The following is a 20,466-nucleotide window of genomic DNA, read 5'->3' as shown; positions in this document are numbered from 1 at the left end:
GTATGTCGCTGATCAAGGTCTCACAACAGGTGCGCGGACCGCGCACGCTCACCCACACCGCCCTGGCCGTCCTCGCGATCGCCGTGGGCATTATCGCCGGCCTACTGGCGATGCACTCCTTCAACTCGCATGCGACGGCCGCCGGTCACCATGACACCGTCACCGTCAGCACTCAGGCCGAAGTATCCGCCCATCACCCCGACGCCTCCGCGACCGCCCTCGTGCCAGCCGCGCCGACACAGGAGGCGGGATGCGCGACGTGTGGGGCCGGAGATTCGATGACGTGGATGGCGTGCGTCCTCGCGCTCCTGGTGGCCACCATCCTTCTCAGGCGGATCGGGCTCGGCTGGCGGCACACCCTCTTGGTTGCGACCCGCGCGCCCGCGACAACACGCGGGCCCGCCCGCGCTCACGCCCTTCCCCCGCCTCCATCTCTCACGGTTCTCTGCATCAGTCGCACGTGATCACGCGCTAGCCCGCTCTGGCGGGCAACGCACCCTCGGGCACCGGCAGCCGCCGGGCCCCATCACTGACCCTTGGAGAACCCTCATGAAGATTCGACCCGCGGCGATCGCCGCACTCACCCTCACCGCACTGCTCGCCCTCGCCGGCTGCGCGGGAACCACCGGATCCGACAACGGCATGGAAGGCATGGACCACGGCGGCAGCTCGTCCGCGCCCGCAGAGACAGCAGATGCGAATGACGCCGACATCATGTTCGCCAGCATGATGAAGGAACACCACGCACAGGCCATCGAGATGTCCGACGTCCTCCTCAGCAAGGACGGCGTTGACGAGCGCGTCGTCTCTCTCGCCGAAGAAATCAAAGCCGCTCAGGAGCCCGAGATCCAGCAGATGGACCAGTGGCTCGAAGACTGGGGCGCGGAGATGGACAGCATGGAGGGCATGGATCACGGCAGCGGCATGATGTCCGAAGAGGACATGCAGGCCCTCGAAGATGCCGCCGGTCCCGATGCGGGGCGTCTGTTCCTCGAGCAGATGATCCAGCACCACGAGGGTGCCGTCGACATGGCGCAAGACGAAGTCGACAACGGTCAGAACAGCGACGCCGTCGCACTGGCCGAGACCATCATCGACACGCAAACGGAAGAGATCGCCACCATGAAGGAGATCCTCGCAACTCCGTGATCCACGGGTGGGGTGCGGGACTCCCGCACCCCACCCATAGATCTGTTTGCGGACACCATCATGCGAACCCTCAAGAACTTCACCCTGCCTACTTCCCGCCTGCGACGTCGCGGAGCACTCACGATCGCTACGACAATCGCGGCCAGCATCGTGCTCGCCGGGTGCACAGCACCTGCCGAGCCGACCACCGGACACGACCACGCCACCACCATCGAACACGTCCACGCGATCGTGCCTGACCCCTCAGGAGACGGCTACCTACTGGGCGCCCACGACGGGATCTACACGGCCACGCTTGACGGCGAAATTGGCGACCGCGTCCAGAACACCGACTTTGACGCGATGGGCCTCACCGCCATCGGGGATACCCTCATCGCGTCTGGACACCCCGGGCGAACGACTGCCCCCGAACTCGGTTCCCCCAACCTCGGAATCATCCGAAGCGACGACAGCGCCCGATCCTGGTCACCGGTCTCGCTCACCGGAGAGAAGGACTTCCACGCTCTCGCCGCCGGCCCGGACGAGAGCCTGTACGGGCTTGCGTCAGACTCCATCGAACTGCTCCGCAGCGACGACACCGGACAGACATGGTCGCCCGCCGGGGAAGTCGTCGCGGTCAACCTCGCCATCGACGCCGCAGGGCAACTGTTCGCCGCCACACCCGACGGGCTGCAAGTCAGCGCGGATGAGGGCGCCACGTTCACCACCGTGAACGATGCACCGCTGCTCTACCTCCTCGCCGCTTCACCCGATAGCAAGCGCCTCGTCGGTGTCGGCAACGGCGGACAGATCTGGGTCAGACCCGCATCAGGCGCGGAGTGGGTTCCCGCCGGCACAACCCACGGCTCCGCACAAGCGATCACCATCACGAACGGCGGCGACATCTTGGTCTTCGATCAGAGCGGACTCACTGCGCTGCCCCGCTAGGCCGCCCCGAACGGTCACAATCTTTCCCGGGTTCGGATCGCAGCAACGACTTGGGCTGAGGTAGCCGATCCCAGGGGTTACTTACACCAAAGTGCTCGTCCGAGTTTGGCGCTCCCATGCCTGCGTTGCGAGCTGCACGGCGTCCCATGGGGAGCCGAGCGGGGGCGTGCAGGAGAGGTCGAGGTCACTCATCGTTGCGACGGTCATGCCGTGGTGCAGAGCCGTGGCGTAGGTGTCGACGCGCTTGGAGATCTCCGCACCGCGGGTGCCGACGAGCTGCGCGCCGAGCAGCAGACCCCTTTTGTTCCCCTGTGCGCGTGCGGTCGGGTGGCGCTGTCCCTGTACTTGCTGCACGGCGGTCTCATCGCACTCTGGAGTAACGCGTATGGCCGCCCTGCCGAGAACTTCTATTTGGGCTGGCTGGTGATCGTTCCGGGCATGATCGTGGCGGGTTGGCTGTGGTGGCGGTTCGTCGGGACTGGCCCCGTTGAATGGGTTATGGGCTGGCTCAGCGGACGTCCCAAGACCTCTTTGTTTCGCCGGTAGAACGGGCGCGTGGCTCTCGAGTTCGCAAATAATCTCGATTGGTGGGGCTGGTACCATCCTGAGGTCATGGTCGTCCACGCTCGCACTCGCAACTGCGCCAGCCGCGCCGACGAATTCCTGATAACGAAGATCATTACAGCCCTCGGACTTGCTCTTCTTCTCGTAGTCGGAGCATGGCCGGGCGGCCACCGTGACGCGACGGACGCGACTCCGTATCTGAGCGCGACATCCTCGTCGTCACTAGGGACGACTTCGACTGGCCATGTCTCGGCGGGTTCGAGTGAAAGCGTTGCCGGCGCGGCCGCCGAACAATTCGTGACCGGGGACGCAGCCAACGACATCATGATCGGTGTTGCCGGGTGCCTCTTGGGTATCATCTGCTGCTTCTTGGTGCTCATCATCACGCGGACCTTCCGCCGGCACGTCCCCTCTTCTCACATTCGCGAACGTTTGCCGCGCGCACCATCACTGGCGGCCATGACGGGGCGCCTGTTCGCATTGCCTCCTTCTCTCACACAGCTTTCTCTGTCGCGGACCTGACCCTGGCGGCGCCATCTCTTCGATGGCGCTCCACTGGTCGTCCTCGTTCGTTGTGTGTGTTTGGAGTGTCTATGAAATCTTCCGTGAAAGCGGTACTTGTCACCGTGGCTCTCGCCGTGGTGTTGCTGATCATCGCGCTGGTCTTCGTCCTGATCAATCAGAATCAAGCTGCCGCACCCGAGACGGGGACCGCTGACGGTCCACAAGTCGTCCGTGAGAACTCGCACGTCCTCGATGACGGAGGAGAAGGGGCGGTGACGGTCGTCGAATTCCTCGATTTCGAGTGCGAGGCCTGCGGTGCTTTCTATCCCCTCGTCGAGGATCTCCGCGGCAAGTTCGATGGCGAGATCACCTACGTGATCCGCTACTTCCCGCTGCCGGGTCACCTCAACTCAAAGAACGCCGCAATCGCTGCCGAAGCCGCAGCGCAGCAGGGACGCCTGGAAGACATGTATCACCGCCTGTTCGAAACGCAGCCTCAATGGGGTGAGGCTCAAGAGTCGCGTGCGGACCTGTTCCGGGGGTTTGCGGAGGAACTCGGATTGGACATGGCCGCGTTCGATGATGCTGTCGCTGATCCTGCGACAGCAGAACGGGTCCAATTCGATCTCGACGAGGGTGAACAGCTCGGTGTCAGCAGCACCCCCTCGTTCTTCATCGATGGGGAGCCTGTCGTATTGGAGACGTGGACTGACCTGGAAGACAGCATTGAAGCCGCTGTGAACGGTGCTGAATGATGGCGCATACGCTATCGCACCGTCGCGTCATCATCGTCGGCGCCGGGCACTCCGGATTGGCGACAGCCGCCGCGCTCAGGTCCTCCGGGTTTGAGCCACAGAAAGACTTCGTGATCATCGATTCTGCACCCCCCGGTCAACGAAGCTGGGCCACACGGCGGCAGTCGATGAAACTACGCAGTCTGGCACGCCACAGTTTCGTCCGCGGGTTCCCTTTCCCGGGCGATGAAGACCGTCATCCGAGTGCGGACGAGATGTCCGACTACCTGTCTTCGGTGGAGAAAGCCCTCGGTGTGAAAACCGTGTGGAGCACACGAGCTCTTGGAGTCAACCGGTTGGGCGACGGATCCACGCTGCATCTGTCGACCTCCGCCGGGGAAGTGCAAACCCGAAATGTGGTCTGCGCAACGGGAGCTGCCGCCGTGCCGCGCATACCGGGGTGGCGCCAGGAACTGGCAGTACCCGGTGTTGTGCTGCATTCCAGCCAGTACCTCTACCCCGCGCAGATACCCCCCGGCCGCGTGTTAGTCGGTGGCGGCGGATACAGCGGAGTGGAGATTGCTGAGGAACTCGCGTCCTCCCACGACGTCACCCTCTCCACTCGAGCGGCACCCTCACGAGTATCAGAGCGGCCCATCTGGTCAAGGCTGCGACGTAAGGGTCCGATGTCCGAGGCACGCCCCCGCGTAGCTTCGACAGACGTCACTCATGCCGCCGCCGTAACGGAGATTTACGGAGACACCGTGATGTTCGCCGATGGGGCGTCCATGAAGCCGCATTCCGTGATCCTTGCGACCGGATACAGGCCGGCAGACACATGGCTGCCCGATTCGGAGCCGCCCGGGCAGCCATTGCACGTCAGTGCACGCATCCCCGGACTGTTCACTGTTGGCATGCCGCGATACTCCCGCGCGGACGCGGACACCCTCGCTGGGACGAGTCGCGATGCGGCGACCGTCGCCCGGCTCATCGTTGGACGACCCTAAAGGAGCACCATGACAGAAACAGGGCACAGTCACGGTATTGGTGACGCCACTCCCCGCAATCGCCTGGTCATCGCGTTCGCGATCACCTCCTCGGTCTTCATCGTCGAAGTGATCGGCGCGATCATCACAGGCAGCCTCGCACTGCTCGTTGATGCTGCACACATGCTCACCGATGTCATCGGGTTGGCGATGGCCGTCACCGCTGCGCATCTGATGAACCGTCCCCCGACTCCCAAATACACCTTCGGTCTTCAACGCACGGAGGTGCTCGGTGCGCTCGCCCAAGCAGCTCTGCTGCTCGGAGTGGGCATCTTCGCGCTCGTGGAAGGCGTACGGCGGCTGTTCGAGCCCCCTGAGATCGCTTCGGGAAGTCTGCTGTTCTTCGGCATCGTTGGTCTCGTCGCCAACATCGCCTCCATGCTCGTATTGTTCAGCGGCCGCGGACGCAATCTCAACATGCGCGCCGCGTTCCTCGAGGTCGTCAACGATGCCCTCGGTTCCGTCGGCGTCATCGCCAGCGCCATCCTCATCGCCGTTTTCGGTTGGTATCAGGCGGACGCCGTCGCGGGCGTCCTGATCGCGCTGCTCATCATTCCCCGCACCCTCATCCTGTTGCGAGCATCCGGCCGAGTGTTGATGGAGTCCACACCTGCCGGCCTCGACCTCGAGGACGTCCGCCGCCACATCCTTGCCCTTCCGCACGTGGTCGCTGTGCACGACCTCCACGCGACCCAGGTCTCGACCGACCTCCCCACGCTCACCGCCCACGTCGTGGTCGATGACACCGTCACGATGGAAGCTTCCGCCGCATTGCTGACATCACTTCAGCAATGCGTCAGCGAACATTTCGCCGTGAGCATCGAACACTCCACCTTTCAGATCGAACCCGAATCCCACCCCGGAGAGCACGACACCCATGCATAAACGCCTCTCGGCACGCACCACTGCCGTCCTCACCACCCTGTTGTTGTCGGCATCCGTCGTACTTGGGACTGCATCTCCGGCCGCCGCTCATGACGACTTCGTTTCGTCGTACCCCACCGCCGACTCGACCATCAACGGCTCCCCCGACGAGATCTCTCTGATGTTCACCGGGACCCTCACCGGTGGTGACGACGCAACGGTCGTCGAGGTTCTCGATGAAAGCGGAGCAAACGTCGCCATCGACCCGCCAACGGTGAGCGGTGACTCGATCACCCAACACCTCTCCCCCGACGCCGCAACCGGCATCTTCACCGTCCGCTGGAAGACCGTCTCCGCCGACGGCCACCCGATCAACGGAGAGTATGTGTACACCGTCACGCCCGCGACGGACACGGAACCCAGCACTCCGACCACAAGCCCCACCCCTGAAACCTCCCCAACCGAGGAGCCGGAACCGGCCCGACCCGCGCAAACATACGGTGGCACGGCATCCGGCGGCGGTGCTTTCGAACTGCTGCCCCTGTTCTTCCTCTCGGGTCTGGCACTGATTCTGGGGATCGGCGTCGTGGGAGTAGTTATGGCCGGGCGCCGGCGTCACCAGCGCGACCGCGCACAGGCCGCCAAGGATGCCGCAGCTACGGAGAAAGACGCCGATGCGTGATCGAGTCCGCCGGTCGGCCGTGATGCTCATCGTCGCCGCCATCGTCATCCTGATCGATCAAGGCACCAAGACTCTTGCTCTGAACACGTTGCGGCAAGATGCGCGTATACCGCTGATCGGTGACTGGCTCGGTCTTCAACTGGCCTTCAACCCCGGGGCGATCTTCTCGCTCGGGGAAGGCTCCACATGGGTCATCACCGTCATCGGGGTCGCTGTCACCGCAGTCCTCATCGGTGCCGCCACCCGAGCCCGGAACGTGTGGTCGGCGGTTGGTTTCGGTTTCATCGTGGGCGGTGCGATCGGAAACCTCATCGATCGCTTATTCTCGCCGCCCGCGTTCGGGATCGGGCACGTCACCGACTTCCTCGCCTACGGAAACCTGTTCATCGGCAACCTCGCCGATGTCGCTCTCGGCATCGGTGCCGTATTCCTCATCGTCGCGGGTCTGCGCACAAGCCGTCGCCGGCCAGACCCCGCGTCCCGCCCCGATCCCGTCGACCCTGTCCCCGCCGAAGAAACGGTTCACCCATGAGTCCCAAAGAACGCGTCCCCTCCACGTACCAGCGGAACGCCCTGGCCCCCAGCCTCGTCGCCGCCGCGATCCTGTTCCTGGCCCCGGCGCTCTTCCAGGCGAACTGGGCACCCCTCGTCCTCTTCATCGCCTCAATTTTCGGGCTGATCGTCGCGTGGTTTGCGCTGCAGGCACGCCACTGGTGGTGGATCCCGGTCTTCCTCGCGATCGCCGTGCTCTGGAATCCGGTGATGCCCTTCCCCTTCTCCGGAGTTGTGTGGACCACAGCACAGCCCATCGCGGCCGTGGTGTTCCTGGCAGCGGGTGCGACGATCAAGGTGATCCGGAAGTGAGCGGCGTGAGCTTCGTGAGCTTCGTGTCACGACCATGCGTGTGAGCGGCGAGATCCCCAGCAGTCCCCCGTCTCTGCAGACATTCCTCGCACCGGCCGACATTACGCTTCCAGTGCTACCCATCGTCGCGGGGATCCTCGCTGCGCTGTATCTCGTCGGAGCGATCCGATTGTGGACGCACGGGCGTCGTTGGCCCGTGTGGCGGACGATCAGCTTCCTGCTCGGGTGCGTTCTCCTCGCGGCGGTCACCGGTCTGGGCGTTGAAACCTACGGCCAGGCGCTGGTGTCCGTTTTCATGTTCCAGCAGCTCACTCTGATGATGATGGTGCCGCCGCTACTGGTCCTCGGCTCACCCGGAACCCTTCTTCTGCGAGCAACACCGCATCACGGAGCGGGACGGGTAGTCCTCACAGCAGCCCACGGTGCTCTTCGAAGCCCGGCCGCGAGATGGGTACTCAGCCCGTGGGCCACTGTCCCGCTCTACCTGTTCGCGTTCTACGGCATCTACCTTGCGGGTGCTGCCGATGCCATCCTCATTTTCCCCGGGGGTCACGTCGCGCTCGAGGTCGGATTCCTCCTCGCCGGCATGCTGTTCACCATCCCCATCTTGTCCTCCGATCCTCTGCCGATCAGGTTGGGCCATGGTGCGCGCGCACTGGACGTGTTTGCTGAAGCCGCCCTGCACGCGTTCTTCGGCGTGTTCCTCATGATGGCCAGCACGATCCTTGTCGGCTCATTCGTCGCCCCCACAGAGGCGCTGGGCATCGATCCCCTCGCCGATCAGCAGCTAGCCGGCGCTCTGGCATGGTCCTACGGTGAAGCCCCGACCGTGCTGATGTTGATCTACGTGATGCATCGTTGGTTCCGCAGCGACACCGCTCGTGCTGCCGCGGCCGACCGGTACGCCGACGTGCACGGGAACGCCGACCTCGACACGTACAACGCCTACCTCAAAAAACTGAGCTCTCATGACCGTGACCGCTGACCCGTTGGCGAGACGCGCCCTCTCCGTTCGATCGAGGCGCGGCAATCCCAGAGAGCACGATGCGCGCCTGCCTGTTGCGGTGCCGTTTCCCGTAGCAATTGTCGCGTCCGCCATCGCAGGAGGAATGCTGGATCTCGGCTACCCCGCATACGGGTGGTGGCCTGCAACGCTCGTGAGCGTAACCATCGGGCTGTGGACGCTCCGCGGACGTTCTCTCCCCCGGGCGTTCCTGATCTCCCTCGTCTACGGCGCGACCTTCTACTTCACCCACCTGGTATGGGTGTCACGGTTTCTGGGGCCCATCCCGTGGGTCGCGCTGGCTGGCTTGGAATCCCTGCTATTCGGTGCCGGCGGCGTGCTGATCGCACTCGCCTATCGTGTCGCCACAACCCGGGCGCGACACGGGTATCGCGCGATCACTCCCGTGCTCGTCGCCGGTGTGTGGGTGCTGCGAGAAACGCTGATGGGGAGTACGCCGTACACCGGTTTCCCTTGGGCGCGCGTCGGTTTCAGCCTCGCCGAGAGCCCGCTCGCGGAGGCCGCTTCATGGGTGGGGACCACCGGGCTGTCCTTCCTGACAGTCCTCGTCTGCGCGAGCGTCGTGGAGGCCCTCATCCTCCGCCGATGGGAGCCAGCAGCAGCAGCAGCGGTCATCGTCGTTGCCGCGATAGCCGTCCCTCTGTTCCCCACCGAGCAAGCGGGAATGATGCGCGTCGGATGGGTGCAGGGCAACGGCCCTAGCGGCTACTTCGACACCAGGACAACAGGTGACATCATGCGCGCGCAGGAAGAAGCGACCGCTCCTCTCCTGGACCGTGAAATGGACCTTCTCGTCTGGCCAGAAGGGGCCGTCGACGCCGATCCCCTGCGCGATGTCGCCGTCGCAGGACGCCTTGATCGACTCGTGCAGGGTGCTGGCGCTCCGGCACTGGTGAATGCGGCGACCACTCGTGGAGCCGACACGTTCAACACCTCGATGCTGTGGACCAGCGCCGGGCCGCAGAAGCTCCACGACAAGGCCAACCCCGTCCCTTTCGGCGAATACGTCCCGGACCGTTGGTTTTACGAAGCGATCGCCCCCGACCTCATCGGATTGATACAACGCGAGTACACGCCCGGCTCCAACACACCCCTCGTGAACGTTGGCAATGTGCCCATCGGTCTGGCGATCTGTTTCGACGTCATCTACGACGACGTCATCCACCAAAGCGCGGCCTCTGGCGCGCAGATGTTCGTGTTTCAAACCAACAACGCGGACTTCAGAGGCACCGACGAGAACCTCCAACAGCTGGCCATCGCCCGCATGCGCGCGATCGAAACAGGAAGAACTGCCGTGAACGTCTCCACCACCGGGACCAGTCAAGTCATCGGCCGCGATGGAAAAGTGTTGGCGCAGGTTGCGGTGGACACGACCGCGGCGAAGATCACCGAGGTCCCTCTCCGCACCGGCACGACCCTCGCCGTTGTGCTGATGCCGTGGCTCGACTGGACACTCAGTATCGGAACCGTACTAGCGCTGCTCATCATGTCGATCCGACAGCGGCGGTCGCATGCTGACGCCCAAGAAGACGGATGGATGAAGTTGTGAAGCTCAAGATTCTGACCTCTGTCGCGGCACTCTGCGCACTGCTTCTACTCAGCAGCTGCGCACCCACCGTCCACCTCGAGCCCGCAGCAAACGCGAATGACCCGCTGTGCGCAGAGGTCACCGTGCGACTACCGGACTCGATTGGCGACCAGGCTCGCGTGTGGACGGACGCTCAGGCCACCGCAGCATGGGGCACCCCCAGTAGCGTGCTCCTCACCTGCGGGTTGGAGCCACCGGCCCCCACCACGCTGCAATGTGTCAGCTTGGGGGGCGTCGACTGGATCGTCGACGAGGAGGAGACCCCGAATCTGCGGCTCACAACCTACGGCCGGGAGCCGGCTGCCCAGGTGTACGTAGACACCACCACCCTGTCGGCGGACGCGGTTCTTGAATCTCTCGCCGGGGCGATCCAGCAGCTCCCCAAGACCGGTGAATGCACGGCACCTGTGACGGAAGACCCGGACGCTCCTGGCACTGGGACGGGGGATACCGCTCCATGAATCCCGTTGTTCTCCGGATCGTTGGACCAACGATTCTCGTTGTCGCCGCACTCATCGCTGTAGTGGTCGGGCTCGTGATCGGTGGAGGAGCTGCACCGAGAATCACCAGTGACCCTGGAGCCCTCGTGCGATGGGGACTCCCGGCCGCGAAGCTGTTCGTCAATCTTTCCGGTGCGGCGATGCTCGGGCCACTGGTACTGGCGGTGTTCGCTCTCCCCTCGGGGGGGAAACCCTTCACCGTCGCACTCGATATAGCCTCCGCCGGCGCCGCAACCCTCACCATCACAAGCGGGGTGGTGGCTTTCCTCACCTTCCTGTCCTCATTCAATCCGCAAGTGAGCCTGAGCGCCGAGTTCGGCACGCAGCTCGGCCGCTTCCTCCTCGACACCGAGCTGGGACGATCATGGCTCATCACCGCGATCCTCGCCTCGGTCGTGACAGTCCTCGCATTCGCTGTGCGCAGCTATGGGGCGGTGCTGATCACAACCGTGCTTGCGATCATCAGCCTGATACCCATGGCCACCCAAGGTCATTCGGGTGAGCTCGCCAACCACGATCCCGCGGTCATGTCCCTCGTCCTGCACGTCATTTCAGCGGCAATATGGCTCGGAGGTCTCATCCTGCTCGTCGCCGCGCGACCGATCAGCTCTCCGCACGAACTCGAGAACCTGCTCCGCCGATACTCGACGGTGGCACTCATCGCGTTCATCGGCGTCGCCGTCTCGGGATATGTGCGGGCGCTCACTGCCCTCGGCCGGTGGGAGGAGTTGGCCTCACCGTACGGCATCATCCTTCTCACAAAGATCGGCGCTCTTCTGGTCATGGGCGTCCTGGGTGCCGCCTACCGCCGTCGACTCATCGCAAAGGCCAACGAGGGCCGTGGCGCCTTCTGGATGATCGTGAGCGTCGAACTCGGTTTCATGGGTATCGCGAGCGGTGCCGCCGCCGCCCTCGCCCGCACCGCCGCCCCCGCCGACACGATCACACTCCCGCAGACCACCGCCGCAGAGATCCTCACCGACGCACCCGTCCCGGTCGCACTCACCCTGCAGAGATGGTTCACGGCGTGGAGCCCCGACCTCCTCTGGGTGCTCGTCGCGGGTTTCGGAATCGTCTTCTACCTCGTCGGCGTCCGACGCGCACGGCGCCGCGGGTATCCGTGGCCAGCCCAGCGCACGATCAGCTGGATTGCGGGGATGGGGGCGCTTCTGTGGACGACCAGTGGGCCGATCGCCGCCTACGACGACTCGCTCATCAGTATGCGATTCCTCTCCTTCGCTCTCCTCAGTCTCGCGATCCCCTTGCTCCTTGTCTTCGCGGCGCCCGTCACCCTCGCAACCTTGGTCACCCATCCACGGGACGATGGAAGCCGAGGACCGCGGGAATGGCTCCTCTGGGCCGCCCACAGCCCCCTGGCCAGATTTACTCTGCGCCCCGTCGTCTCCGCGGCTCTTTTCGCCACGTCGCTGTGGCTATTCCACTACTCCGACCTGTTCCGCTGGTCGCTCTACGACCAGCTCGGAGCGGAATGGATGATCAGCCAGCTCCTCGTCACCGGGTGCCTCTTCGTGCGATCGCTTTCCCCGAACGCGTCCACGACTCCCGAGGGGCGGTGGCGTTTGGCCTCACTCACTGCACTCACAGGCGTGGCAGCGTTCTTCGGCATCGCCACGATCACTCGCTCCGACCTCATCGTCGCGGAATGGTTTGGCGCCATGGGGCGGACATGGGGACCCACCCCCCTCCGGGACCAGGCCCTCGCCGGAGCCGCCACCTTGATGATCGCGGGAACGCTCGCAATCCTCACCGGCATCTCCGTCCTACACACGAAACGCAACAACCGACCTACCGGTAGCACCCCCGTGCCCGCCGTACGAAAGGACCCGCACCTGTGACCTCCACCCACCGCACCCGCTGGCTCGCCAGCACACTTCTAGCCCTCATCACACTGGGAATCGTGGCTACACCTGCCCCCGCAGCTCTCGCGCACGACAACCTCCTGGACACCGTGCCCGGGGCAGACGAAACGGTCACCCAACTTGACGACGTCGCTCTCACCTTCAGCGGGGAACTCATTGACTTCAGCCAAGCCAGCTTCGCCCAAGTGCAAGGACCCGACGGCCTCTTCTACGAATCCAGCTGCTCCACCATCGACCGCAACATCCTCACCACCCCGGTCGCACTCGGAGAACCGGGCGTCTACACCGTGCTGTGGAACGCCGTCTCCAGCGACGGTCACCCCATCTCGGAGAGCTTCACGTTCACGTACGCTCCCACCGGTATCGAGCCAGGACTGGGATGGGACAAACCAGCATGCGGGAACGAACAATCACGGATCCAACCGGCAAAGGCGTCGCCCTCCGCCGCGCCAACCACCGAACCTCCCGCAGCGGACACTCCTCCCCCGGCGGTATCCGCAGGCGAGAACGAGGTGGCTTCGATCGCGATCCCGCTCATCATCGCCGTGGCTGTCATCGGTGCCGCGGTGATCACCGCCACCGTTGTTGTACGGCAAGTGAAGACGAAAAAACACGACAGGTTGAGCGCCGACGTCCACACGGATACGAAAGAGTGAGCTTCGTGTCAGGGCCGTCGAACTCAAGTTCGGTGCGTCAGATATGGGCCACAGATCAGAGATCACGGGCGAGTCGGCGCGACTTCGGCCCCCACGAACGGACGATAGACCAGACAGCGGGCAACGCGAGCATGGCCAATCTGCACGCTCATGGCAGCAGAATCCACGAAGCCGAGCTCGAGGAGAGGGCACAGTGAACGAACGACGCGTCTCCGCCGCTGCTACGGAGGCGGCTGAAGAATGCGGGTGTGCACCCACGCCCGCCGAACGCGACTCGTTCTGGAAGCTGAGTGTTACTCGACGTGGCGCTTTCGGACTCGGCGCCCTCGGCGTCGCGGCATTCGCTGCCTTCGGTATCGGCTCCGGCGTCTCAGCTGCGTACGCTGCGTCCTACCCGAGCTGGGACGATGTCCAACGCGCCAAGAACAACGAAGCTGCCAAGGCCGCCGAGATCACCCGGATCGAAGGGCTGATCCAGTCCTTGACGCAGAAAGTCGCCGAGACCCAGGCTGCCGCCGATACCGCCTCCGACGAGTTCTACGCCGCACAACAGGAATACTTCGCTGCGATCACGGAAGCCGAGAGCCTGCAGGCGCAGGCCGACGAACGATCAGCGATTGCCGAAACCTCTGCGCGAAGGGCCGGTCAAGTTGCGGCACAGCTGTACCGCAACGGTGGAGACGATTCAGCACTGCAACTGTTCTTCTCCGGTTCCGCGGACAACGCCGATGAGCTCCTGTCCCGGCTGGGCACAATGGACAAGCTGCTCGAGTACAACCGGTCGGTCTACGATGACGCAATCTCGGCGCGAAATACCGCCCAATCGCTGACCGATCGGGCCACGGTCGCCCGCGACGAACGGGACCGGCTGCAGCAGGTTGCAGAGCAGAAGATGATTGCCGCACAAGAAGCGGCCGACGCCGCACAGGCCGCGCTCGACGAGCAAGCCGCGAACCTCGACACGATGCAGGCGCAGCTCGCCGCGCTGAAAGACACCACCACGCAGACTGTCGCTGGCTACCAGGCGGGTGTAGCCGCACGCGAGGCCGAAGAGCGAGCCCGTCGCGAACGCGAAGCCGCCGAAGCGGCAGCCAACGGAGGCGGCAACGGTGGCGGCGGAGGCTCCGCCGGGAGCGGCGGTTGGGTTCGGCCCCACGGAGGCGGGCGCAGTTCAAGCTACGGTCCGCGGACCCCGATCTGTGGTTCGCAGGGCTGCTCCTCGAGCTACCACTACGGCGCGGACATGGCCAACGGCTGCGGGGCGGCGATCTACGCCGCCAACTCCGGAACCGTGGACTACGCCGGCGCCAACGGCAACTACGGCAATTACGTCCGCATCCAACACGGCGGGGGCGTCAGCACCGGTTACGCGCACATCAAACCCGGTGGCATCGCCGTCGGTCGGGGGCAGTGGGTCAATTCCGGCCAGGTCATCGCCTACGCGGGTGACACTGGACGATCCTTCGGTTGCCATCTGCATTTCGAGGTCTACATCAACGGTGGTTACACCAACCCCGTCCGATTCATGGAAGACCGCGGCGTTTATATCTAAGGCTCCGAAACAGGATCACGAAGTGGCGCCGTCGACATGAGCAGTTGGGTGGAGAGGGCTGCTCCAGTCGTCACTCCCGACATCCCTGCTAGGGATCTCAGAGCGGGAGGATGACGCTGCCCATCACCGCCGTCAGCCGCGACATGATGTCGGTCCACAGCCCGGTCACCATCAGGAGGCCGAGGACGATTAGGAGGATACCGCCGCAGACATTCAGCACCCGGATGTGACGGCGGAGGAACTCGACCGTCTTCGCCGCCCAACCGAACCCGAACGCGACCAACAGAAACGGGATGCCCAGGCCGAGCGAATACGCGAGTCCGAGGAAGCCGGCCCGGACAGGGTCGCCGGCGTTGAACGAAAGCGCGATGATCGCGGCAAGCGTCGGACCCATACACGGTGCCCAGCCGATACCGAGTGCCACTCCAAGTAGCGGCGCCCCGACGACTCCGGCCCGGGAGCCGACGTGGAAGCGGACCTCCCGCTGGGCGAAACTGAACAACCCGAGGAAGACAAGCCCCATCAGGATGATGACGGCGCCGAGGATGCGCGTGACCAGGTCACCCCAGCGCAGGAAGAACACGCCAGCCGTGCCGCCCAGCGCAGTGATGAGAACAAAGACGACACTGAAGCCGAGGATGAACAGAAGCACGCCGACCACGAGCTGACGGCGCTCAGGCGCGACTGCGTTCGTCGCGTCACCCTTCGTCCGCGGCGCGACCGCTCCACCGAGGAAGCCGAGGTAGCCGGGGACCAGTGGGAGCACGCAGGGCGACAAGAACGACACGAGGCCAGCGAGCATCGCCACGGGGACTGCGAGCCAAAGCGCACCGGACCCGATGATGGTGTCGGCGTTCACGGTGTCTCCGCTAGGGCGTCCTTGACGAGCGTCGAAAGGATCGAGGTGCCGTCGATAGGTCCGATGATGCGGGCGGCGACACGGCCCTGTCTGTCGAGCACGAGAGTCGTCGGCGTCGCCTGGATCGGCACAGCCTCGGAGAAAGCGAGTTTCGCCTCGGCCGTGTTCACGTCGATCAGGCTCGGGTAGGTGATGCCGAACTCGTCAGAGAAAGCCTGGGCAGTGTCGGCCTGGTCGCGCGTATTGATGCCGATGAAAGCTACATCCTCGCCGCCGTATTCCTGCCAGACGCTTTCGAGATCCTTCGCCTCGATGCGGCACGGCGCGCACCCCGCGTACCAGAAGTTCACCACCGTGACCTTGCCGGCGTTGTCCGCACTGTCGAAATCATCACCAGTTTCAGTGATGCCGCTGAAGGCGACCGGTTCGCTCCGCTCGGCGATCGGGATCTCGACGATCGCGCCGTCGGCCGCCACATACCCGGTGTTCTCACCCTTGAGGAAGGAATCGCTGACCGGATCCGGCGCACACCCGCTCAGACCGATGGCGAACACCGCAGCGAGCATGATTCCCGCCGCACCACGAACGGTACGAAAGCGTGGGTCTCGAGGCACATTCGCACTGTACGCAGATCCCCTATGCGTCCGCCGAACCACGCCACCGCACTGTCGAAATCGCGTGCCGCTTCCGACGCCTCTCCAGAGCTAGTTGATGCGTAGGCGACCTCGGCGTTGCTGACACAGGTGTCGATCCCGGAAGACCGTGTGACAACATCCGCGAGAATCCGCCACCTTTCATGAGAACAGCGACAGGTTTCGTGAGAATGCGACAGGTTTCGTGAGAAACGACACGCGTCATCGAGCTCCGCGAAGTCTCTGGCCAGATAGGACTGGTTCGTGCTTCTCACGGTTGCTAGTTCCATAGGGTGACCGTAGCGAGTGGCTCGGACATAGCTGCGACATCCGCACGAAAAAGAAGCTGAACCCGTTGACCAGTGTTCACTGGGCGGGTCCGCAGCCCAAGGATATCGTGGGCCGCTATGACTCCGGCTTAGCGTCGCGCTCTCGGCTGGCTCGCTCAACATGGGTAAATGCGACCTCGGTATCGAGTTGCTCGTCGCTCAGATAGCGTCTGCGCTGGTCACTCGTTATCGCAGGAGGCAAGGCCCCGACTCTGGCTGCGATCAGGTCTCGCGCTTCCTGGACGTCGATGGGCACGTAGGTCAGTTCACCGTCCCACACGTAGTCGACGAACACGCCCTTGTTGAGATGGAAGCGTCCGGAGTCGGGGATGTACACGTACGTCCACAGCTCTGGATTCACCACGCAGAGCCAGAGAAGCCTCTCCCCTGCCTGCACACGGAGCAGTCTCCACTCGCTGTTGTCGGATGGATCCGTGGAACCACTCATCGCTCATCCTTCGGCCTCAGCGGGAGCCGGTCGTCCCACTCCCAGACGCCGGCAGGGACATCGCCATCGAACACGGGGCGGATCTCGGGAACAACGTTGGTGTCCGCGTTGCCCAACAGCTCGCGACAATCCGCCGGGACCAGCAAACTCGCCTTGTCCGGAAGTTCGAGCCATCCAGCAAGCACGCTCAAGTCCAAGGCCCAATCGAATCGAGATCTCTCCCTGAACTCCATTTCTGATGCTGTGATGTCCCGCACGGCCCGCAGCTGTGTCCAGCGGTTCACACCCATCAGCACGGCCACCACATCGTCGTACCGTCCGATCATGTCCGCGCGACCGGAGTGCTGCGTGAGGTGACACCAATTGCACGTCGCGATGACGCCCACCAGACGCTGCACACGCACACCGTCCGAGTCGAGAAACTCCCACATCTCGTGGCAATCGAGCCCCGATCGGCCGTCCCGGACGCGTCCACAAACCTCGCACTCCTGCCCCGCGCGTTCGGCAGTGCCGCGGCTCAGCTCCTGCCATCGGGACGCGGGGAAGAAGGCTCGCAGGTTCGATCCCCATACGGTGCGAGGGAGGCGATCTGCGCGCAATGCGAGCATCGTCCCTTCCTTGAATCGCTGCCACACAATGCTCATGATTCCTCCGTCCATGTAAGTGAATCGAGTGCAGCGTTCGCTCGAAGCGCCACGTCCGCCCGCGCCCGGCTGTAGCGTTCGGTGATCTGCAGTGACGAGTGCCCGAGAATCGCCTGCACATCGTTGGCTGCGGCTCCGGCGTCAAACAGGAGGGTTGCCAAGGTGTGGCGGAGATCGTGAATACGTAGCTCCGGGCGATCGAGCTTCCGCCGCAGGGCATCCCAATCCACGGCTCGACGCACGTTCGATGGGTTGAGCGCTCCGCCTCGTGGTCCCGAGAACGCCAGGTCGCTTCGGCGCTTGCCGTTGATGGCATCTTCGACGTATGGGAGGAGCGCCTGAGGCAGGGGTACGGTCCGCTCCTTGTGACTCTTCGGACTTTGCTCGATCATCGTCCCCGAGCGCCCCATCGAGAAGTTGCGGCGTACGTGGATTACTCGTCCGGGGACCTCGATATCCTCGACGCGAAGAGCGCCGGCTTCTCCCGCTCGCATTCCTGTGTACACGAGGGCTGCGAGATAGGCGCGATACGGTCCAGCTTCCACAGCATCGAGCATGATCCGAACCTCGGACACTGAGAGTGCTCGCGATCGCACACTTTGAGCACGCTCGTCGCGAGGCCGACGCACAAGCCGAGCCGAGTTGGCTGCGATGACATGCGCACGTGCCGCACCATCCAGCAGCCTGCTAAGCATCGACAACGCGTCATTTCGCGTCGAAGCGGAGCCGTCCCAGCCGTTGACCGCTTGCTCGATATCACCGACTGTGATCGTTTCGATCTTTCGATGCCCGAGCCACGGCTTCACGCGCTTACGCCAGGCAACGTCATAGGCACGTGCTGTCGCGGGTCGCACACCGGCGTCGATGGTCGGCCAATATCGGGCGTGCCAGGCGTCAAGGGTCATGGCTCCGTCGGGCCGAACGCTCGATTGCACCTCCGCGCGCAGGCGTTTCGCTTCCGCGAGAGATCCGACGAGAAAGCTACGTTCTCGCCGCTCGCCGCCGATACCGACAGCCCACACACGCACTTGGTACTTGTTGCGATCAGCGCGATAGCGAATACCATCCGGCAGCTGGCGTCCCGTCTTCGGATCCAACCGACCGTCAGAAGACACCGGTGCCACCCCCTGCGAGAAACACATCGATCGTCGAGGCCTTCCAGAGCATGTGCTTGCCCATGCGGGCATCAGGGAAAGGCACACGTGCTTGACGACGCAACGAGTCGAAAGTCGACAGGGGTACTCGGCATCGGGCTGCAACCTCACGACGGGTCAAGTACTCGTCCGTGCGCATGTTCGTGTCGATCTGCCTGTCTTCCAGTTCCAGCTCTTCACGCATGATCGTTCCCTTCTCGTTGAATGGGCCGTTCTCGTCGGCTGTCGTGCCAATCACGCGCCGCACGGGACGCCTCGAGCGCGAGTGCTCGGTCTCCATCAGTGAGCCACCCCATGCCCGCAAAGCTCCAAGCACCGATGACGAGCACGTCCTCGGAACGCACGTTTTCGTCAACGCTGGCGCGCTCGATCAGCCGCTCCAGCCGCCACCGCCGTCGTGCACCACGTAGCGATCCGAGGGTCACGGAGTAGCGGCGAGACTTTGTGGAGAAGTGCCCACGAAACCCGAGCATGTGCGCCCACTTTCCGAGGAGCAGATATGCACTGTCCGACTCCGCACCTTCGGCGATTTCGGATGCCACCGCTTTGAGTCGATCAAGGTGCACACGCCGTCCTGCACCTCCGATGTCTTCAGTTGCTTTCGTCGCGTACTTCGCGATGTAGGCAGCAACCGCACGGTCAGACAAGCTCCCATCGAGGCCTTCGCGCTGCACGATTGCCTGCACGTCCATCTGCGTGCCCCAACGGAGCTCACGCTCGTCCACCTCACCGGGCAGCCGGGGCGCTGGGAGCACGACGTCACAAGCTGCGCTGCGAATTGCCCTCACAAGCACGGACTCCGTCGCGTCGAGCGGCGGTGTCGGGAAAGGGTCGATGTCATCCACGCCATCCAGCCGCACGATCGCATGGAAGTGAACCGCACCACGTCGCTGGAACTCCGCGACCTTCGCGAATTGCAAGCGCACGATCTCGGAAGCCGCGCGGTTCGTCATCCCCAGCTCGCGCGCAAGCCGACGACGCAGCATGATTGTGAAGCGCCGCCAGAGTTCGGGCGCATGAAACTGCCACGCGATCTGACCCGAATAGTCATAGCAGTCTGCGCAGACGGGCTCCCCCAGCATGGGGTCATCGGCCGCGTGATTGCACTCGCAAGCTCGAACCTTGCCATGCTCACAAACACCACTTCTCCGAGTCCGTCCGAGCGTGTGCACAGCCCCGAACGAAGGCGCCGTAAGAGTGAGGAACACCATTGGGTGCGCCGAGATAGTCTCCGGCACACCCTTCATCCCACCAGCCGCACCGGCCATGATCATGTGCCAGGTATCGCCCTTGTACTCGTGGCTGCAGGAGGCACATCGACGAGCACGCCGATTTCCACACCGCACATAGGTGAGCCCGTCAGGTTGCGTGGCCGAGGAAAACTGAACGAGAACCTCGCCACTCTCCCCCGCCAGCGTTGTGGACTCGCCCGACAGCCTCACCGGGTTCGAGCAGTAGCCGGTGCGAGAAGCACCCTGGAGCCACTGATCGAACTCCGGACTCCGGAGACGCCGAGCAACGGAGACTCCGAGGTTCATCGCTCAACCACCACTACGGGAACTGCACACCCGAGGTCGCGAATCAAACCGTCGGAGTCATGACTCCAAATCACGCGACAGATAGCGTCGCTCTGGCCAGACTGTCGCCGTACGTCCTGCCACCGAAGGATCTGGGCATCAGAGCAAGCGTCGTTGGCAAGGGTTCCCCCGTAGAGATCGAGGTCAGTCTGCTCTGCCAGAGTGGGCAGGTCGTAGACCGCCGTCCAACCAGGACCGCTCCCTTCGCGCTCAACCCCGAGGTTGCAGGGCGCAGACCAAGCGCTCAGTTCCGTCTTCACGGAGCTCTCCGCCGTTCCCGGACCCGTAC

Annotated in this window: 24 protein-coding genes; 17 read left to right on the top strand and 7 right to left on the bottom strand. The window is 63.9% G+C overall.

All coding sequences use genetic code 11. The features are described from left to right. Window positions 1–2 precede the first annotated feature (2 nt). From RS83_RS07930 to RS83_RS07855, 17 genes are all read left to right on the top strand, one after another. Complete coding sequence (locus tag RS83_RS07930; protein WP_052678987.1) at window positions 3–464, top strand: DUF6153 family protein; 462 nt, start codon at window positions 3–5, stop codon at window positions 462–464. 85 nt (window positions 465–549) lie between these two features. Continuing rightward, complete coding sequence (locus RS83_RS07925) at window positions 550–1,149, top strand: DUF305 domain-containing protein (protein WP_029259139.1); 600 nt, start codon at window positions 550–552, stop codon at window positions 1,147–1,149. Window positions 1,150–1,209: 60 nt separating this feature from the next. Next, entirely contained in the window at window positions 1,210–2,076 is an 867-nt protein-coding gene (locus tag RS83_RS07920) for a F510_1955 family glycosylhydrolase (RefSeq protein ID WP_045278977.1), read from the top strand. A gap of 210 nt (window positions 2,077–2,286) precedes the next feature. Beyond that, window positions 2,287–2,622 carry a hypothetical protein gene (locus RS83_RS19115; protein ID WP_231587743.1) on the top strand — a complete coding sequence of 112 codons (336 nt, stop codon included), beginning with the start codon at window positions 2,287–2,289 and terminating at the stop codon, window positions 2,620–2,622. Window positions 2,623–2,631: 9 nt separating this feature from the next. Next, window positions 2,632–3,162: a hypothetical protein gene (locus RS83_RS18750; protein ID WP_156153155.1), complete on the top strand. Its 531-nt coding sequence runs from the start codon at window positions 2,632–2,634 to the stop codon at window positions 3,160–3,162. 71 nt (window positions 3,163–3,233) lie between these two features. Next, complete coding sequence (locus RS83_RS07910; protein WP_045278976.1) at window positions 3,234–3,899, top strand: DsbA family protein; 666 nt, start codon at window positions 3,234–3,236, stop codon at window positions 3,897–3,899. After that, window positions 3,896–4,885 carry an NAD(P)-binding domain-containing protein gene (locus RS83_RS07905; RefSeq protein WP_331454294.1) on the top strand — a complete coding sequence of 330 codons (990 nt, stop codon included), beginning with the start codon at window positions 3,896–3,898 and terminating at the stop codon, window positions 4,883–4,885. Before RS83_RS07910 ends, RS83_RS07905 begins: the two co-directional genes overlap by 4 nt. Window positions 4,886–4,894: 9 nt before the next feature. Continuing rightward, window positions 4,895–5,809, top strand: coding sequence for a cation diffusion facilitator family transporter (locus tag RS83_RS07900; protein WP_029259133.1), 915 nt, complete (start codon window positions 4,895–4,897; stop codon window positions 5,807–5,809). A 43-nt stretch (window positions 5,810–5,852) separates the two neighbouring features. Then, window positions 5,853–6,470, top strand: a complete 618-nt coding sequence (locus RS83_RS07895) for a copper resistance CopC family protein (RefSeq protein WP_197072087.1) — start codon at window positions 5,853–5,855, stop codon at window positions 6,468–6,470. Window positions 6,471–6,489: 19 nt separating this feature from the next. Continuing rightward, entirely contained in the window at window positions 6,490–7,002 is a 513-nt protein-coding gene (lspA, locus tag RS83_RS07890) for a signal peptidase II (RefSeq protein ID WP_331454293.1), read from the top strand. Next, on the top strand, window positions 6,999–7,334 hold the full coding sequence (locus tag RS83_RS07885; RefSeq protein WP_045278974.1) for a DUF6804 family protein: 336 nt from the start codon (window positions 6,999–7,001) through the stop codon (window positions 7,332–7,334). Before lspA ends, RS83_RS07885 begins: the two co-directional genes overlap by 4 nt. A 34-nt stretch (window positions 7,335–7,368) precedes the next feature. Beyond that, window positions 7,369–8,319, top strand: coding sequence for a cytochrome c oxidase assembly protein (locus RS83_RS07880; RefSeq protein WP_045278973.1), 951 nt, complete (start codon window positions 7,369–7,371; stop codon window positions 8,317–8,319). Then, window positions 8,303–9,907: an apolipoprotein N-acyltransferase gene (gene lnt / locus RS83_RS07875; protein ID WP_082071577.1), complete on the top strand. Its 1,605-nt coding sequence runs from the start codon at window positions 8,303–8,305 to the stop codon at window positions 9,905–9,907. Before RS83_RS07880 ends, lnt begins: the two co-directional genes overlap by 17 nt. After that, a complete protein-coding gene (locus RS83_RS07870; protein ID WP_045278972.1) occupies window positions 9,892–10,407 on the top strand; it encodes a DUF3515 family protein in 516 nt (171 codons plus the stop codon). Before lnt ends, RS83_RS07870 begins: the two co-directional genes overlap by 16 nt. Before the next feature lie 335 nt (window positions 10,408–10,742). Further along, entirely contained in the window at window positions 10,743–12,302 is a 1,560-nt protein-coding gene (locus tag RS83_RS07865; protein WP_197072086.1) for a cytochrome c oxidase assembly protein, read from the top strand. Beyond that, window positions 12,299–12,982 (top strand): copper resistance CopC family protein, encoded by a 684-nt coding sequence (locus tag RS83_RS18270; RefSeq protein ID WP_052678980.1) that lies wholly within the window; start codon window positions 12,299–12,301, stop codon window positions 12,980–12,982. Before RS83_RS07865 ends, RS83_RS18270 begins: the two co-directional genes overlap by 4 nt. A gap of 193 nt (window positions 12,983–13,175) precedes the next feature. Further along, a complete protein-coding gene (locus tag RS83_RS07855; protein ID WP_045278970.1) occupies window positions 13,176–14,534 on the top strand; it encodes a M23 family metallopeptidase in 1,359 nt (452 codons plus the stop codon). Window positions 14,535–14,631: 97 nt separating this feature from the next. Here RS83_RS07855 and RS83_RS07850 read toward each other — a convergent pair whose 3' ends face one another. The 7 genes from RS83_RS07850 to RS83_RS18530 form a co-directional block, all read right to left on the bottom strand. Then, complete coding sequence (locus RS83_RS07850; protein ID WP_082071585.1) at window positions 14,632–15,336, bottom strand: cytochrome c biogenesis CcdA family protein; 705 nt, start codon at window positions 15,334–15,336, stop codon at window positions 14,632–14,634. Window positions 15,337–15,389: 53 nt separating this feature from the next. Further along, the gene (locus tag RS83_RS07845; RefSeq protein WP_045278968.1) at window positions 15,390–15,959 is read right to left on the bottom strand and encodes a TlpA family protein disulfide reductase; all 570 of its coding nucleotides are present in this window, start codon (window positions 15,957–15,959) and stop codon (window positions 15,390–15,392) included. A 471-nt stretch (window positions 15,960–16,430) separates the two neighbouring features. Continuing rightward, window positions 16,431–16,802 (bottom strand): hypothetical protein, encoded by a 372-nt coding sequence (locus RS83_RS18265; protein WP_052678978.1) that lies wholly within the window; start codon window positions 16,800–16,802, stop codon window positions 16,431–16,433. Beyond that, window positions 16,799–17,446, bottom strand: a complete 648-nt coding sequence (locus RS83_RS07835) for a hypothetical protein (protein WP_045278967.1) — start codon at window positions 17,444–17,446, stop codon at window positions 16,799–16,801. The genes RS83_RS18265 and RS83_RS07835 overlap by 4 nt, the downstream gene beginning before the upstream one ends. Continuing rightward, window positions 17,443–18,561 carry a tyrosine-type recombinase/integrase gene (locus tag RS83_RS18535; RefSeq protein ID WP_197072085.1) on the bottom strand — a complete coding sequence of 373 codons (1,119 nt, stop codon included), beginning with the start codon at window positions 18,559–18,561 and terminating at the stop codon, window positions 17,443–17,445. Before RS83_RS18535 ends, RS83_RS07835 begins: the two co-directional genes overlap by 4 nt. Further along, complete coding sequence (locus tag RS83_RS18950; protein WP_045278964.1) at window positions 18,551–18,784, bottom strand: hypothetical protein; 234 nt, start codon at window positions 18,782–18,784, stop codon at window positions 18,551–18,553. Before RS83_RS18950 ends, RS83_RS18535 begins: the two co-directional genes overlap by 11 nt. Next, window positions 18,777–20,138, bottom strand: coding sequence for a replication initiator (locus RS83_RS18530; RefSeq protein ID WP_045278963.1), 1,362 nt, complete (start codon window positions 20,136–20,138; stop codon window positions 18,777–18,779). The genes RS83_RS18950 and RS83_RS18530 overlap by 8 nt, the downstream gene beginning before the upstream one ends. Window positions 20,139–20,466 lie beyond the last annotated feature (328 nt).

Source organism: Microbacterium oxydans (genome assembly GCF_000956525.1).
Taxonomy (GTDB): Bacteria; Actinomycetota; Actinomycetes; order Actinomycetales; family Microbacteriaceae; genus Microbacterium; species Microbacterium oxydans_A.
This window is presented reverse-complemented; position numbering and strand designations above follow the sequence as displayed.